The organism is Saccharothrix sp. CB00851 (assembly GCF_001905065.1).
Taxonomy (GTDB): domain Bacteria; phylum Actinomycetota; class Actinomycetes; order Mycobacteriales; family Pseudonocardiaceae; genus Actinosynnema.
The window spans coordinates 121,118-136,704 of record NZ_LWLC01000065.1; the positions used below are offsets into that span (position 1 = coordinate 121,118).

Consider the following 15,587-nt stretch of genomic DNA (forward strand, 5'->3'; position numbering starts at 1 on the left):
CGGCCCACCCCCACGCCGGCCCAACCCCCACGCCGGCCTCGCCCCATCAACCTCGCTCGCATTGACCCGGCCGCCGGCCTCGCAGTCCTGCTCCACCGGCCAAACCTCACCGGCCCACCCCACCGACCCTGCGCCCACCCCCACCACACCCCAGCCCTCAACCTGCCCACCTCACCGACCGCTCCCATCGACCGTGCCCAACCTCGACTCCGGACGGCACCCCGACCTCCGCCCGCGCTCATCAACCGCAGCCTTCCGCCAACCGACCGCGCGGCCCGCCACCCCGGCCGCCAGCCGTCAGCCCTCGGCCAGCCCCGCAGCCGGTCGCCCACTCTCACACCCGCGCCCACTACCGGTACCCGCCCAACTATTCGCACCCAAACCGACCAGCTGCGGCCTCGAAGCTCCGCTCCGCCGGGCCGCCGCCCTCCTACGGCAAGAAGGGAGTCCACCCACCCCGACCATGGTCACCTGCCCTGCCGCCCCTGCTGACCTGCCCGCCCAGCCCTGCTCGCAGCCCGCCCCCACCGCCGGGGCGCCAGCCGCGCCCCGCATCCCGATTCGGCGGCCACCCAGTCCGAACCCGCTCACCCTTGAGTCGGCACCACCAGAACCGAGCGGTCAGCGCGCGCGACCGCCTGGCGGCGAGAGAGAGGAGCCAGAAGAGCAAGCCGTCGGCGGCCAGCGGCTGGATACGTGCAGCGACCGTCCGGGCGCGCTGAGCGAGAGGCGGGCCGTGGGTTCGCTTCGTGGTCCCGAACCCGGCCTCCGGGCAGGCCGAGCGGCAGGCTGCGGAGGCACGTGGAGCCGGTGGTCGGCTGTGATCTCCGTCTCGAACGGCTCTGCGACGGGATGGCGCGGCCAGTCACCGAGTGTAATCAGGTAAGTCCGAATGTGGGATGGAGGGAGAGTGATGCGGGCGTCGGTGGTCGATCCGGGCCGCAGTTCGGTAGCCGGGGCCTCGTGATCACCCGTGCAGGGGAGTGAACAATGGAGCTTTCTCGGGCCTTGACAGTTGACCACCGGGCGACTTGCGCGACCTCACGGTGGTCTGACCGTTGACCCGTGAGGATGATGGTGACAGAACGAACCGCTTAGGGGCACGGACTGGGTAGTCGGCGAGCCTCGCGAATCGTATCCTGGTTGTGACGCCCCCAGGGCGGGGCGTCCGCCGGGACCGGCGGCAACCGTGATTACCCGGCGCCCGCGACCGCTGTGCCGGAGGAGGAGCCATGCCACTCTCCGAGCACGAGCAGCGACTGCTCGACCAGATCGAGCGCGCGCTCTACGCCGAGGACCCGAAGTTCGCATCCACTGTGCGCGGTGCCAAGCTGCGCAAGCCGTCCCGACGGCGTCGCATCCAAGGCATCGCGTTGTTCGCCGTGGGTGTGGCACTGCTGGTGACGGGTGTGATGTTGCCGAAGCTCGCTGGTATCCCGGTGGTGAGCGTGGTCGGCTTCCTGTTGATGTTCTTCGGCGTACTGCTCACCGTGACGACGCTGCGTCGTGGTGACCAGGGTGCCGAAGAGCCCAGCGAAGAGGGAAGCCGGCCCAGCCGCAGCTCGTTCTCACAGAAGATGGAAGAACGTTTCCGTCGCCGTTTCGAGGACGAGTAGTCCGCGCGACAGCCCGACTGAACGACCGCACCACTGAACAACGCACACGGCCCGCCCCGGCACCTCCGGGGCGGGCCGTGTGCGTGCCCACACCCTGACGAAGAACGCTGCGCCGCGTCGATCGAGTCGATCCGTGACGCTCCGCCCCGCACGCTCCGCCCTGCACGGTCCACCCGGCGGCCCCGGGCAGGCAGGTCTCGGCCCCGCACGCTCAGGCCGAACCTCGCTGAAGTGCGAGGGCCGGGGGATTGGTGTCCCCCGACCCCCGGGCCGTCACACCGCTGAGAGCTCCGCGAGCTGCGAGATCACTCGTCCGAGTCCTGGTCGGCCGGTGGCTTCGGCTGGAGCACGGACCGGGGCAGGACCTTGGCCTTCAGCGCGAGCGGGGCGTTGCGGTTCAGGCTTTGGCGGACGTTGTCCACCGCGCCCGGCAGGGAGGGGTCCGCTGCCGACTGCGTGCTGTACCACGACCGCTCCACCGCGCCGACGACCGCGCGCAGCCCGTCCCGTCCCTGCTCGTCCAGGTTGTGCGCCCGGACCAACCGCCGCGCGGCCACCCGCACGGTCTCCGTGGTCGGCACCCGCGTACCCCGGTCGACGGACTCGGCGACCAACTCCTGCCAAGCCGCACTGGCCGCGTCCGGCCCCAGTCCGGCCACCGCGCGCAACCGCTGCTGCCGCCGCCAAGCCCGCACGGCCGCCGGCGTCGCGGCGACCAGCACCACCAGCAACCCCACCGCCAACAGCCACGACAGCAGCGCCACCGCCAACGTCAGCGCGACCGCCCCGGCCACCACAGCCGTCACCAACGCCGCCAAGCGCAGCCACACCGGCCGCGCCAGCCGCGCCCCGCCGAACAGCACGGCCAACGTCGCCAGCAACGCGATCAGCGCAGCGACCCCGAGCGTCACGTAGTGCCACGTCGGCGTCGGCTCCTCCGTCGTGGTCGACCCGTCCTGCCCCTGAGCGTCCGGTACGGCCGACGCCGACGCCGAAGTGCCCGGAGCCACCGTCGTGGTCGTGGTCGTCGTCGCACCCGCGCTGGGGTCGTCCTCCTCGTCGTCCGGGTTCAGGCCGGAGATGTACGGCGGGGTCACGCCGCGACCGTCCGACAGCGGCGTGGGGTCGAACGTCATCCAGCCGTAGCCGGGGAAGTAGATCTCGACCCAGGCGTGCGCGTCCTGTGACGTGATCGTCTGCACGTCACCAGCCGCGTACCCGGCGGTGAACCCGAGCGCCACCCGCGCGGGCATGCCGACCGAGCGCGCCATGATCGCCATCGCCGACGCGTACTGCTCGCAGAACCCCTTCTTGCCGTTGAAGACGAAGTCCTCCAACGCGTCCACGGACGTGTTGGAGGTCGAGGTCTGCGTCGTGTACTCGAAGCCCTGCGTGCCGTCGGTGAAGTACCGGTACAACGCGGTCGCCTGGTCGAACTGGTTGTCGTGCCCGCTCACGATCCGCCGCGCCAACTCCGCCACCCGGCCCTCGACCCCCGGCGCCTCCAGGTACGCCGGGTCGACGTCCACCGGACCGGCGGCCTTGCGCAGCGTGTCCGCCGACGGCACGTCGAACACCGTCCGCAGCATGTACTGCCCGGACTTGCGCGCCCGGACGCTGTAGATCATCCCGCGCGCCGGGTCGTACCTCCAGTCGTCGCCGACCTCCCGGACGGCACGCGGCCGGCCGTAGACCGGCAGCCAGTTGTCCACCCAGTTCACCGGCTCGATCCGGACCTCGGCGACCTCGCCGTCGCCGGGGTCGCCGGGCTGCTCGGGCAGCGGCCCGTTGGCGGGCACGCCCTCGGGCATGTTCCCGCCCAGCTCCCAGCCCTTGTCCGGCACGTACTGGCGCAACGTCATCGCCCGCAGGTACGCCGACGTGCCCGGCATGTCGTGCACCCGGAACAGCTCGCGCGGCGCGCCCTGGTTGAGCATGCCGCGCAACTGCGTCATCGGGTCGATGCCCAGCCCGCCGGTGCCGCCGCCGATCTCCTCACCGGTGCCCGGCAACCGGCCGACGGTGCCGACCACGGTCAGGCTCGCCCCGGCCAGCAGCGCCACCACCACGGCCAACCCCGCCACGGCGGTCGCCGCCGGTCCCGACCCGCTCTGCCCGCCGCCGGCCAACCGGCCGCGCCACGCGTCGTGCCGGTGTTGCCCGTCCACCGCGAGCAGCAGCGCGAACGCACCCGCGCCGAACACGAACGTCCACAGCGGCAGCATCTCGTCGGCCAACGACGCGGGCACCGCGAACACGCACAGCAGCACCAGCCCGGACGCCGCGGGCGCCGCCATACCGACCGCCAGGGTGTCCACCAGGATCGCGACCAGCCCGATCGCCACCATCACCAGGCACCGCATGGCCGGGCTGTCCGGCACCGGCGGCACACCGGTCTGCACCTCGGTCATCGCGTCGCCCAGTACCGCGAACAGGTCCTGCACCGACTGCGGCCCGGGCAGCACGACCAGCACGCCGCTGCGGGTGAAGATCGTCACCAGCAGGCACAGCAGCGCCAGGAACTGCCCCAGGCCGACCAGCGGCGCGGGCAGCCGGGTCGCGCGCAGCAGCACGCCCGTGCCGCCGATCACCGCGATCGCCACGGCCAGGTACACCAGCCACAGCACACCGGCGATCACGCTGGACAACGCCGTCGCCGCGCACAGCGTGGCCAGGCCGGCGACCGCGGGCGTCGCGTTCACCACCCAGTTGTCGTTGCCTACGGCGGTCGTCCTGCCGGTCACCTAACCCACCTCCGTGCGCACCACCGGGCCGCGGTTGCCCGCGCTGTGGCACAGCTCCTGCCAGACCTGCCCCATCGGCGTGGACGGCCGCGCCACGACCACGCCCCACCCCGCGCCGCTCAACAACCGCCGGGTGTCGGCGGGGTCGGGAGCCGGGTCCTCCGACGCCGACGCCCACGCACCGACGTCCATCACCACCGCCAGGCTGCGCATTCCGCGCGGCCGGTTGCGCACCAGCGAATCCACCACGGCGGGCGTGCTGCCGCCGAGGATCGCGATGACCTCCTGGCCCGCGCCGGGGTCCAACCCCGCGGCGGGCTCACGGCGGTGCGACGGCTGCAGCGCGGCCAACGCGTCCAGCACCACCGCGTCGCTGTACCCGCTGCCGCCCGACCCGCCCGCCAGCACCCGCCCGTCGTCGCCGACCAGGCGCACCTGGTGGCCGAACCGGTGCAGGTGCACGCAGATCGACGCGGCCATCGACACCGCCCACTCCAGGCTCGCGCCCGGACCGCTGCCCCGGTGCGCGACCAGCCGGTGGTCCAGCAGCACGGTCGTGCCACCGCGCCACGGCCGTTCCTCGACCCGCACCATCAGCTCGTCACGCCGAGCCGTCGAGCGCCAGTGCACCTTCCGCAGGTCGTCGCCGTGCCGGTAGGGGCGGACCACCGCGTCGTCCTCGCCCTGACCGGCGCGCAGCCGGATCGAGCCGTCGTCGCCGGAGCCCATGCCCGAACCGCTCGGCAACCCGTTCAGCGCCACCACGCGGGGCACCACGACCAGCCGGCTGCGGCCCGCCATCTCGCGGTCGAACTCGGCCAGGCCGAACGGGTCGGTGATCCGCGCCATCAGCGGACCGACCTGCTGCACGCCGCGCATCACCGGCTTGAGCGGGTACCGCAGCACGGTCACGATGTTGCGCGGCAGCCGTTCCACCACGAACCGCGGGCGCGCGCCCAGCGCGTACGGCACCGCGTCTTCCAGCAGCAGCCCACCGGTCGGCAACCGGCCGGCGCTGCGCAGCTCCACCCGCACGTCCGTCGCCGAGCCCACCTGGACCCGGCTGGGGTGCATCATCCGGGTGGCGTGCAGGCCGACCCTGGCCCGCTGCGCCAACCAGGCCGCCAACAGCGGCAGGGCCACCACGAACGCGGCCACGCGCAGCAGGTCGCGCTCGTTGAGCACGATCGCGCACAAACCGGCCGCGAACCCCGCGGCCAACAGGCACCGGCCCCGGGTGGTCAGCCCGGACAGGGCTCCGCGCATGTCAGCGGTGGTTGTTCGGGTTGATGTTGTGCAGGAACTGCCCGGTCGGGTCCAGCGCCGCCTGCGGCACCGGCACCCGCTGCAGCAGGTTGCGCACCAGGTCGGCCGACGAACGGCGGGCCGCCTGCGCCTCCGCGGTCAGCACCAGGCGGTGCGCCAGCACCGGCACGGCCACCGCGTGGATGTCGTCGGGCACCACGAAGTCGCGACCCGCCAGCGCGGCCTGCGCCCGGGCCGCCCGGACCAGCTGCAACGTCGAGCGCGGCGACGCGCCCAGCCGCAGCTCGGGCAGCCGCCGGGTGGCGCCGACGAGCTCCACCGCGTACCGGCGGACCTCCGGCGACAGGTGCACCCGCCGCACCACCTGGACCAGCCTGAGCACCTGCTCGGCGTCGGACACCGGCCGCAGGTCGGCCATCGGGTCGTGGCCCGCGTGCTCGTCCACCATCGCGAGTTCGGCCTGCGGGTCCGGGTACCCGATGGAGACCCGCGCGGTGAACCGGTCGCGCTGGGCCTCGGGCAGGGCGTAGGTGCCCTCCATCTCGATCGGGTTCTGCGTGGCGATCACCATGAACGGCGCGCCGAGCGGGTAGGTCTGCCCGTCCACGGTGACCTGGTGCTCTTCCATGCACTCCAGCAGCGCCGACTGGGTCTTCGGCGACGCGCGGTTGATCTCGTCGCCCACCACGATGTTGGCGAACACCGGGCCGGGGCGGAACTCGAAGTCGTTGTCCTGCCGGTTGTAGATCGACACACCGGTGATGTCGCTGGGCAGCAGGTCCGGGGTGAACTGGATGCGGCTCACGGTGCAGTCGATCGACCGGGCCAGCGCCTTGGCCAGCGAGGTCTTGCCGACGCCCGGCACGTCCTCGACCAGCAGGTGGCCCTCGGCCAGCAGGGTGACCAGCGCGACCCGCACGACGTCCGGCTTGCCGACGATGACCTTCTCCACGTTGGCGGCGATCCGCCCGACCGCGGCGTGCAGCTCGCCGAGCGCTTCCTCCGGCCGGCCCGGGACGTGGTTGCCGTGCGCGTTGTTCGCCTGGTTGTGCACCTGGTTGACCGCAGGCGCGCCGCCGCCTCCGTAGGAGTGTTCTGGCAGCGCGGCTGGCTGTGTACTCGGAGTCACTCGACCTCCTGGAGCAGGGCGCGGCCCTACCGCGACCGGTTCGCGGTGGCGGTGAGCGTTTCACGCAGTGTGTCAAACCAGGGCGAAGCGCCCTACACCGATTGAACAGTTTCGGGCTCGGGGTTTCCACGGCCCGCGGGTGTGGCCGGTTCACCCCACTCCACCACGATTCCCCACCCGTGCTGCCGGTGAACCGGTTTTGCCCGAATTCGCTGGGCCATCCGGGTGGAGTTCGGGCCGGTTCGGCTCACCCGCGGAGGTGGTCGCGCTCGGCGTCCCCCACCGCGCTCCACCTCGGCCATCTTCGCTCTACCTGCGTAAACGCTCCGGCACGGGGCGTGCAACCACCCGTTTCAGCGTTGACTGTGGTGAAAAGTGGGGTACTGTGGCGGCCGGTGGGGCAGACGGGGGCTCCACTGCCGGTCGGAAGTGAAGCTTCCGGCGTCGGGAGGTGGGCGCCGTGTTCCTGGGCACGCACTACCCGAGGCTGGACGACAAGGGCCGACTGACGCTGCCTGCGAAGTTCCGGGACGCGCTAGCGGGGGGTCTCATGGTCACCAAGGGCCAGGACCACTGCCTCTACGTGTTCCCGCGGGCCGAGTTCGAGCAGATGGCGCGCAAGGTGGCGGAGGCTCCTTTCACCAACGAGGCCGTCCGCGCCTACCAGCGCTACCTGTTCGCGGGGACCGACGAGCAGCGTCCGGACGGGCAGGGCCGGGTGTCGATCGCACCGGAGCTGCGGCGGTACGCGGGGTTGACCAAGGAGTGCGTGGTCATCGGCGCGATCAACCGGCTGGAGATCTGGGACGCGCAGGCGTGGCAGCGCTACCTCGAAGAACACGAGGACAGTTACGCCACGGCGCGCGAGGAGGTGCTGCCCGGCGTCTTCTAGATCGGCTGGATCGGCCGTTTGCTTCGAGGTTTCGGGTGCCGTGAGGCCTCGGTCCGCTCGGCTTTCGGCCCTGGCGCACCTTCCCCGGCGCCAGGTCCGACGGGCGGGCGGGGACCTGACGACACCCGAATTTCTTGTTCTGTGAGGGGGGACCATCGAGGGAGGGGACATGGTGGAGCAGGCGCGTCACGTGCCGGTGCTGCTCGACCGCGTCCTCGACCTGCTGGCCCCCGCGCTGGCCGATCGGGACGCCGTGTTCGTGGACTGCACGCTGGGCCTGGGCGGGCACTCCGAAGCTGTGCTGCAGGCGCACCCGCGGGTCCGGCTGATCGGGCTGGACCGCGACCCGCAGGCGATCGAGCTGTCCCGGCGGCGGCTGGCGCCGTTCGGTGACCGCGCGGAGTTCGTGCAGATTACCTACGACGGAATCGCCGAAGCGGTCGGCGGCGCGAAGGTCGACGGGATCCTGATGGACCTCGGGGTGTCCTCGCTGCAGTTGGACGCCGAGGAGCGCGGGTTCGCCTACTCCAAGGACGCGCCGCTGGACATGCGGATGAGCGCGGGCACCGGGATGACGGCGGCGGACGTGCTCAACACCTACTCGGTGGACGACCTGACCCGGATCCTGCGCGACTACGGCGAGGAGCGGTTCGCCCGCAAGATCGCCGGTGCGGTGGCGCGGGAACGGGAGCGCGAGCCGTTCACCACCAGCGGTCGGCTGGTCGAGCTGCTCTACGACGTGGTGCCGGCGGCGACCCGCCGCACCGGTGGCCACCCGGCGAAGCGGACGTTCCAGGCGTTGCGCATCGAGGTGAACCAGGAGCTGGAGTCGCTGCGCCTGGCGCTGCCCGCCGCGCTGTCGGTGCTGGCGGTGGGCGGGCGGATCGTCGTGGAGTCCTACCAGTCGCTGGAGGACCGGATGGTCAAGCGCGCGTTCACCGCGCTGGCCACGTCGACCTCACCGCAGGACCTGCCGGTCGAGCTGCCCGGGCACGGTCCCCAGCTGCGGCTGGTGACCAGGGGCGCGGAGCAGGCGAACGAGCAGGAGATCGAAGAGAACCCCAGGGCCGCCTCGGTGCGGCTGAGAGCGGCGGAACGCATCCGGGAGGCGACATGACCGCACCGGCACGGACCGGCGGCGGCGTGCCGTCCCCGGCCAGGTCGTCCAAGCCCCGTGAGCGCTCGCTGAAGGCGGTGCCCGCGGAGCGTCGCCGTTCGGCCGCGGCGGAGCGGGCCTACGCGCGGCGTGCGCAGCGCACGTCGCCGAAGCGCGGTCCGGCGGTGACCCGTCAGCAGGCGGTGGCGCCCAAGGCGCCGTTCGTGGTGATGGTGATGGTCGTGCTCGGGGTGGGCATCGCGGCGATCATGTGGCTGGCGACCCAGGCGACCGCGGACTCGTACCGGTTGCAGGACGCGCGGGCCGAGGAGACCCGGCTCGCCCGGCAGGTCGACCAGTTGCGGCGGGAGGTCGCGCTGGCCGAGTCGCCCGCGAGCCTGGCCGACGCCGCGGCGAAGCTCGGCCTGGTGCCCGCCGGCGACCCGGCGCGGTTGCGGCAGCTGCCGGACGGGACGGTCGAGGTGTACGGCAAGCCGTCCGCGGTCCAGCCGCCACCGCCGCCCACCTCGTCGTCCGCCACGCCGCCCGCCCAAGGCGAGCAGCCCGCCCAGGGCCAGACCACCCAGCCGCCCGCGCAGGGTCAGGACGAGGCCGCGCAGCAGGCGGGTGGCGGACAGACGCCCCCGCAGGGCTAGGGACGACACCGTGACACAGCCGGTACCAGGAGGTCAGTGATGCCGGGGCCGAGTCGGGGCAGGCCCGTGCGACGTCCGTTGTCCGTTCGGGGGCCCGCACCCCGCAAGCGGCGCGGTGGCAACAGCCGGGTCCGCCTCGCGGTCGGCCGGCTGCTGCTGGTCGGCGCGTTGCTCCTGGCCGGGATCAAGCTGGTGCAGGTACAGGGCTTCCAGGCGGAAGCGTTGTCCGCGCAGGCCGAGCAGCAACGCGCCACGAAGATCGACATCGCGGCGCCGCGCGGCTCGATCCTGGACCGCAACGGCAACCAGTTGGCGTTCAGCGTGGAAGCGCGCGCCCTCTACGTCGTGCCGAAGCGGATGCGGCAGGAGTGGGCCGAGGCGCTGGAGGCCCGCCCGGAGATCGGCAGCTTCGAGAAGCGCATCGCCGACATGGCCGCGTTCATCGAGCAGACGCTGGGCACGGAGGTCGCCGGGCAGAAGACCGACCGGGACACCATGCTCGCGAAGCTGTCCCAGGACACGACCTACGTCGAGCTGGTGGACAACGTCGACCCGGCCAAGGCCGCCGTCATCACGGAGAAGTACCACAACATCGGCTCCGAGTACCGGGCCGTGCGCGTCTACCCGAACGGCGAGCTGGCGTCGAACATCATCGGCGCGGCGAACTGGCGCAAGGACGCCGAACCGCCCGCCACGCACGGCCTGCTCGGTTTGGAGATCGCGCAGGACAACCTGCTCGCCGGCAGCGACGGCCTGCGGATCGTCGACACCATGCAGGGTGACGACGTCGTGATCCCCGGACCCGACCGGTCGCGCGAACTGGCCGCCGCCACGCCGGGCAAGAGCCTGGAGCTGACGCTGGACGTGGACACGCAGTACGCGGTGCAGCGCATGGTCACCGACTACACGACGAAGTCGAAGGCGCGCAGCGGGTCGGCGGTGGTGATGGACAGCCGGACCGGCGAGATCCTGGCCATGGCCAACGACAAGACGTTCGACCCGAACGACTTCGGCAACGCCACCGAGGACGAGCTGCGCAACATCGCGGTCACGTCGGTGTTCGAGCCCGGTTCGGTGAACAAGCTCGTGACCGCCGCGACGGCCATCGAGGACGGCGTCTACCAGCCGGACAGCGTGCTGAGGGTCGACGGTTCGATCAAGGTCGCCGACCGGCGGATCGGTGACTGGTGGCAGCACGGGCCGATGGACATGACGTTCACCGGCGTGTTCGCGAAGTCGTCCAACGTGGGCACGCTGATGACGGCCCAGAAGATCGGCCAGGACCGGTACTCGGACATGCTGCGCAAGTTCGGGCTGGGCAAGCGGACGCAGTCGGGGCTGCCCGGCGAGGAGTCCGGCTACGTGCCGCCGCTGAACCAGTGGTCCGGTTCGACGTTCGGCAACCTGCCGATCGGGCAGGGCCTGAACATGACGTTGCTGCAGATGACCGGCATGTACCAGGCGATCGCGAACGACGGCGTGCGCATCGCGCCGCGGATCGTGCGCGCCGAGGTGTCGGCCGACGGCAGCCGCAAGGAGGTGAACCCGGCCGACACCGAGCGGGTCGTGTCGCCGCAGACCGCCAAGACGGTCCGCGACATGTTCCGCGCGGTCGTGCAGAAGGCGCCGGGGCCGGACGCCGTGGCGCAGAGCGGCACGGGCGTGCCCGCGGCGCTGCCGGGGTACCAGATCAGCGGCAAGACGGGCACGGCGCAGCAGATCGACCCGAAGTGCGACTGCTACAGCAGCTCGCAGTACTGGATCACGTTCGCGGGCATCCTGCCCGCCGACAACCCCAGGTTCGTGGTCGGCATCATGCTCGACAACCCGACCGAGGGGCCGCAGTCGGCCGCGCCGCTGTTCCACGACATCGCGTCGTACCTGACGCAGCGCTACCAGCTCCCGCTGTCGGCGGAGCAGAGCCCGATCGTGCCCCTGGTGGTCTAGTGCCGCGACCGGCAACCGGCCGACGCAGTTCCGCCGGGAGAGGTGTCGACGCCGCCGGACCGCTCCTCGCCCACCTTTACGTGGAATCTCTTCAGGTTTGGCCGTGGTGAGCCGGTCCGGAGTGGACGTGCCGGATGAACACTCTCCGTGCGCCGGTAGCCTTCCGCGCGTGCCTGCCAAGCTAGAGGGCAAGGTCGCGACCGCTCCGCCTCGCCCTTCCCGCACCCAGCCCGTTGCCGTGTCCGAGCTCGCCGCCACGGTCGACGCGCACCTGACCGCACCCGACCGGGCACACGTCCAGGTCAGCGGGGTGACGTTGCGCGCCCAGCACGTGCGGCCCGGTGACCTGTTCGCCGCGCTGCCGGGTACGCGGGTGCACGGCGCCGACTTCGCCGCCCAGGCCGTGGAGCACGGCGCGGTGGCCGTGCTGACCGACGCCGCCGGCGCGGAGAAGGTCCACGGGGTGCCGGTGCTGGTGCACGCGGACCCGCGCGCGGTCCTGGGTCGGCTCGCGGCACGCGTCTACGGCGACCCGTCCACCAAGCTCGCCGTGTGGGGCATCACCGGCACGTCCGGCAAGACCACCACCAGCTACATGGTCGAGTCGGCGCTGCGCGCGGCCGGTCGCGCCACCGGGCTCATCGGCACGGTCGAGACGCGCGTCGCGGGCAGCAGGCTCGACAGCGCCCTCACCACCCCCGAGGCCCCCGACCTGCAGGCACTGCTGGCCGTGATGGTCGAGTGCGGCACCACGGACGTCGTCATGGAGGTCTCCAGCCACGCGTTGCGGCTGGGCCGGGTCGGCGGCGTCGGGTTCGCGGTCGGCGCGTTCACCAACCTCTCCCAGGACCACCTGGACTTCCACCCGGACATGGAGGACTACTTCCGGACCAAGGCCGAGCTGTTCGACGGCCGGGCCCGCACCGAGGTGGTCTGCGTCGACGGCGAGTGGGGTCCCCGCCTGGTCAAGGACGCCACCGTCACGGTCGCGACCACCAAGCCCGCGCACTGGACGGCCACCGACGCCACCGTGTCCGCCACCGGCGAGCAGGCGTTCACCGCGCACGGCCCGGACGGCGTCACGCTCGACGTCCGGCTCAGCCTCCCCGGCGACTTCAACGTCGCCAACGCCCTGCTCGCCATCGCCTGCCTGCGCACGCGGGACGTCCCGCTCGACGCCATCCGCGAGGGCCTGGGGAACGTCCAGGTCCCCGGCCGGATGCAGCGCGTGGACGAGGGCCAGGACTTCACCGCCGTGGTCGACTACTCGCACAAGCCCGCCGCCGTCGCGCTCGCCCTCCAAGCGGTCCGCGCCCGCGCCACCGGCCGCGTCATCACGGTCCTCGGCTGCGGCGGCGACCGTGACACGGCCAAACGCCCCCTCATGGGCGAGGAAGCCGCCCGCCGCAGCGACGTCCTCGTCGTCACCGACGACAACCCGCGCAGCGAGGACCCGGCGCAGATCCGGGCCGCGATGCTGCACGGCGCGCTGTCCGTGCCGGACGACGAGCGCGGCGAGGTCGTGGAGATCGGCGACCGCCGCCGTGCCATCGAGCACGCGGTGTCCCTCGCCCGCGCCGGTGACGTCGTCGTGGTCGCGGGCAAGGGCCACGAGACCGGCCAGGAGGTCGCGGGCGTCGTGCACCCGTTCTCCGACGTGGACGCACTGACCGAAGCGATCAGAGGAGCCACCCGGTGATCCAGCTCAGCCTCGCCGAGATCGCCGAGGTCGTCGGCGGCAAGCTGCACCACGCCACCGGCGCCGAGGTCGTCACCGGCAGCGTGGAGTTCGACACCCGCAAGGTGACGCCCGGTGGCCTGTTCCTGGCACTGCCCGGCGAACGGGTCGACGGCCACGACTTCGCCGCCCAGGCAGTGGAGAACGGCGCGGTCGGCGTGCTGGCGGGTCGTGAGGTCGACGCGCCCGCCGTCATCGCGCCGCCCGTGGAGCGCGACGGCGGCAACGCCTACGTGCTGTCCGGCGACACCGACGGCGCGGGTGCGGCGGTGCTGGCGGCGCTGGCCAAGCTCGCCCGGTACGTCACCGACCGGCTGGAGCACCTGACCGTCATCGGCGTCACGGGCTCGTCCGGCAAGACGTCCACCAAGGACCTCATCGCCCAGGTGCTGGCGCCGCTCGGCCCGACCATCGCGCCGCCCGGGTCGTTCAACAACGAGCTGGGCCACCCGTGGACGGCGTTGCGGGCCGACGAGGAGACCCGGTTCCTGGTCCTGGAGCTGAGCGCCCGCGGCATCGGCCACATCGCCGAGCTGTGCGAGGTCGCCGTGCCCCGCGTCGGCGCCGTCCTGAACGTCGGCAGCGCCCACGTCGGCGAGTTCGGCTCGCGGGAGAACATCGCGCTGGCCAAGGGCGAGCTGGTCGAGGCCCTGCCCGAGGACGGCATCGCGGTCCTCAACGCCGACGACCCCCTCGTGGCGGGCATGGCGAGCCGCACCGAGGCCAAGGTCGTGCTGGTCGGCGAGAACCCGTCCGCGCAGGTCCGGGCCACGGACATCCGGCTGGACGAGCAGGCCCGCGCCCGCTTCACGCTGGTCACGCCGCGCGGTGAGGCGGACGTCCGGCTGGCCGTGCACGGCCCTCACCAGGTCGGCAACGCCCTCACCGCCGCCGCGATCGCGCTGGAACTCGGCGCGACCCCGGAGCAGATCGCGGACAGCCTCGGCCAAGCCGAACGGGTGTCCGCGCATCGCATGGCGGTCTCCGAACGTCCTGACGGTGTGACGGTCATCAACGACGCGTACAACGCCAACCCGGAGTCGGTGCGCGCGGCGCTGAAGTCGCTCGCCACCATCTCCCGGGCCACCACACCCGCCCGCCGGAGCTGGGCGGTGCTGGGCCCGATGGCCGAACTGGGTGCGGACTCGATCCGCGCGCACGACGAGATCGGCCGGCTCGCGGTCCGCTTGGACATCAACAAGCTGGTCGTCGTCGGACAGGACGCCCGGGCGATGCACCAAGGGGCGCACCTGGAAGGATCATGGGGCGAAGAAGCGATTTTGGTGCCCGACGTGACGGCGGCCGTCGAGCTGCTGCGCGACCAGGTGCGGCCCGGTGACGTCGTCCTGGTGAAGGCATCCAACTCATACGGCCTGTGGCGGGTTGCCGAGGCTCTCCTGGAGGCGGTCAGCAAGTGAAGAGCATCCTGATCGCGGCGGCCATCGCCCTGATCACGTCGATCATGCTGACGCCGTACCTGATCAAGATCTTCTCCCGGCAGGGATTCGGTCAGGAGATCCGCGAGGAGGGGCCGCAGAGCCACAAGACCAAGCGCGGCACGCCCACCATGGGTGGCGTCGCGATCCTGGTCGCGATGTGGGCGGGCTACCTCGGCGCGCACCTGGTCAACTCCATGTCGGCGTCCGCGCAGGACCAGACGCCCAGCGCGTCCGGCCTGCTGGTGCTGATGCTGACCACGTCGCTGGGCATCGTCGGCTTCCTGGACGACTTCATCAAGATCCGCAAGCAGCGCAACCTCGGCCTGAACAAGACCGCCAAGCTGGTCGGCCAGTTCGTGGCCACGATCATCTTCGCGGTCCTGGTCATCCAGTTCCCGAACAAGGAGGGCTTCACGCCCGCCTCGGTGAACCTGTCGTTCGTGCGTGACATCACCGTGGTGTCGTTCGGCGTCGTCGGTTTCGTGGTGTTCTGCTACGCCGCGATCAGCGCCTGGTCGAACGCGGTGAACCTGACCGACGGCCTCGACGGCCTGGCCGGCGGCACGTCCGCGATGGTGCTCGGCACCTACGTGGTGATCAGCTTCTGGCAGTTCCGCTACAACTGCTCGAACCTGCTCGTGGCCGGCTGCTACGACGTGCGCGACCCGCTGGACCTGGCGCTGGTGGCCGCCGCCGCGATGGCCGGCTGCATCGGCTTCCTGTGGTGGAACGCCGCGCCCGCCAAGATCTTCATGGGTGACACGGGTTCGCTCGCGCTCGGCGGCCTGGTCGCCGGCCTGTCCATCACCACCCGCACCGAGCTGCTGATGGTCGTCATCGGCGGTCTGTTCGTGGTCGAGGCGCTGTCGGTGGTGCTGCAGGTCGCGGTCTTCCGGACGTCACGACGGCGGTTGTTCCGCATGGCGCCGTTCCACCACCACTTCGAACTCGCCGGGTGGGCGGAAACCACGGTGATCATCCGGTTCTGGCTGCTCGCGGGCATGTGCTGCATGCTCGGGCTCGGCCTGTTCTACAGCGAGTGGCTGACCGCGGTCGAGAGCTGA

At 71.9% G+C, this 15,587-nt stretch carries 11 protein-coding genes; 8 read left to right on the forward strand and 3 right to left on the reverse strand.

Going from position 1 to position 15,587, the window contains the following annotated elements:
• Positions 1-1,232 precede the first annotated feature (1,232 nt).
• A complete protein-coding gene (locus tag A6A25_RS40305) occupies positions 1,233-1,616 on the forward strand; it encodes a DUF3040 domain-containing protein (RefSeq protein ID WP_033437744.1) in 384 nt (127 codons plus the stop codon).
• Between the two features lie 305 nt (positions 1,617-1,921).
• Here A6A25_RS40305 and A6A25_RS40310 read toward each other — a convergent pair whose 3' ends face one another.
• The 3 genes from A6A25_RS40310 to A6A25_RS40320 are packed head-to-tail and all read right to left on the reverse strand — an operon-like array spanning position 1,922 to position 6,755.
• Complete coding sequence (locus A6A25_RS40310) at positions 1,922-4,360, reverse strand: transglutaminase family protein (RefSeq protein ID WP_073899628.1); 2,439 nt, start codon at positions 4,358-4,360, stop codon at positions 1,922-1,924.
• Positions 4,361-5,626 (reverse strand): DUF58 domain-containing protein, encoded by a 1,266-nt coding sequence (locus tag A6A25_RS40315; RefSeq protein WP_073899629.1) that lies wholly within the window; start codon positions 5,624-5,626, stop codon positions 4,361-4,363.
• Position 5,627: 1 nt separating this feature from the next.
• Positions 5,628-6,755, reverse strand: coding sequence for an AAA family ATPase (locus A6A25_RS40320; RefSeq protein ID WP_073899630.1), 1,128 nt, complete (start codon positions 6,753-6,755; stop codon positions 5,628-5,630).
• Between the two features lie 460 nt (positions 6,756-7,215).
• Here A6A25_RS40320 and mraZ point away from each other — a divergent pair, with 460 nt between their 5' ends.
• The 7 genes from mraZ to mraY all read left to right on the forward strand — a co-directional run bounded on the left by mraZ (position 7,216) and on the right by mraY (position 15,587).
• Positions 7,216-7,647 (forward strand): division/cell wall cluster transcriptional repressor MraZ, encoded by a 432-nt coding sequence (mraZ, locus tag A6A25_RS40325; RefSeq protein WP_073899631.1) that lies wholly within the window; start codon positions 7,216-7,218, stop codon positions 7,645-7,647.
• A gap of 169 nt (positions 7,648-7,816) precedes the next feature.
• Positions 7,817-8,764 carry a 16S rRNA (cytosine(1402)-N(4))-methyltransferase RsmH gene (gene rsmH / locus A6A25_RS40330; protein ID WP_073899632.1) on the forward strand — a complete coding sequence of 316 codons (948 nt, stop codon included), beginning with the start codon at positions 7,817-7,819 and terminating at the stop codon, positions 8,762-8,764.
• On the forward strand, positions 8,761-9,399 hold the full coding sequence (locus A6A25_RS40335; protein ID WP_073899633.1) for a hypothetical protein: 639 nt from the start codon (positions 8,761-8,763) through the stop codon (positions 9,397-9,399). Before rsmH ends, A6A25_RS40335 begins: the two co-directional genes overlap by 4 nt.
• A gap of 39 nt (positions 9,400-9,438) precedes the next feature.
• The gene (locus A6A25_RS40340) at positions 9,439-11,346 is read left to right on the forward strand and encodes a peptidoglycan D,D-transpeptidase FtsI family protein (protein WP_073899635.1); all 1,908 of its coding nucleotides are present in this window, start codon (positions 9,439-9,441) and stop codon (positions 11,344-11,346) included.
• Between the two features lie 169 nt (positions 11,347-11,515).
• Positions 11,516-13,045, forward strand: a complete 1,530-nt coding sequence (locus A6A25_RS40345) for a UDP-N-acetylmuramoyl-L-alanyl-D-glutamate--2,6-diaminopimelate ligase (protein WP_073899636.1) — start codon at positions 11,516-11,518, stop codon at positions 13,043-13,045.
• The gene (locus A6A25_RS40350; protein WP_073899638.1) at positions 13,042-14,502 is read left to right on the forward strand and encodes a UDP-N-acetylmuramoyl-tripeptide--D-alanyl-D-alanine ligase; all 1,461 of its coding nucleotides are present in this window, start codon (positions 13,042-13,044) and stop codon (positions 14,500-14,502) included. The genes A6A25_RS40345 and A6A25_RS40350 overlap by 4 nt, the downstream gene beginning before the upstream one ends.
• Positions 14,499-15,587 carry a phospho-N-acetylmuramoyl-pentapeptide-transferase gene (gene mraY, locus A6A25_RS40355; RefSeq protein WP_073899640.1) on the forward strand — a complete coding sequence of 363 codons (1,089 nt, stop codon included), beginning with the start codon at positions 14,499-14,501 and terminating at the stop codon, positions 15,585-15,587. The genes A6A25_RS40350 and mraY overlap by 4 nt, the downstream gene beginning before the upstream one ends.

What these genes read in the sequence shown, in the direction of transcription:
- A6A25_RS40305 (WP_033437744.1), top strand. Translation starts at nt 1,233, where the DNA reads ATGCCACTCTCCGAGCACGAGCAGCGACTGCTCGACCAGATCGAGCGC.
- A6A25_RS40315 (WP_073899629.1), bottom strand. Translation starts at nt 5,626, where the DNA reads ATGCGCGGAGCCCTGTCCGGGCTGACCACCCGGGGCCGGTGCCTGTTG.
- rsmH (WP_073899632.1), top strand. Translation starts at nt 7,817, where the DNA reads ATGGTGGAGCAGGCGCGTCACGTGCCGGTGCTGCTCGACCGCGTCCTC.
- A6A25_RS40335 (WP_073899633.1), top strand. Translation starts at nt 8,761, where the DNA reads ATGACCGCACCGGCACGGACCGGCGGCGGCGTGCCGTCCCCGGCCAGG.
- A6A25_RS40340 (WP_073899635.1), top strand. Translation starts at nt 9,439, where the DNA reads ATGCCGGGGCCGAGTCGGGGCAGGCCCGTGCGACGTCCGTTGTCCGTT.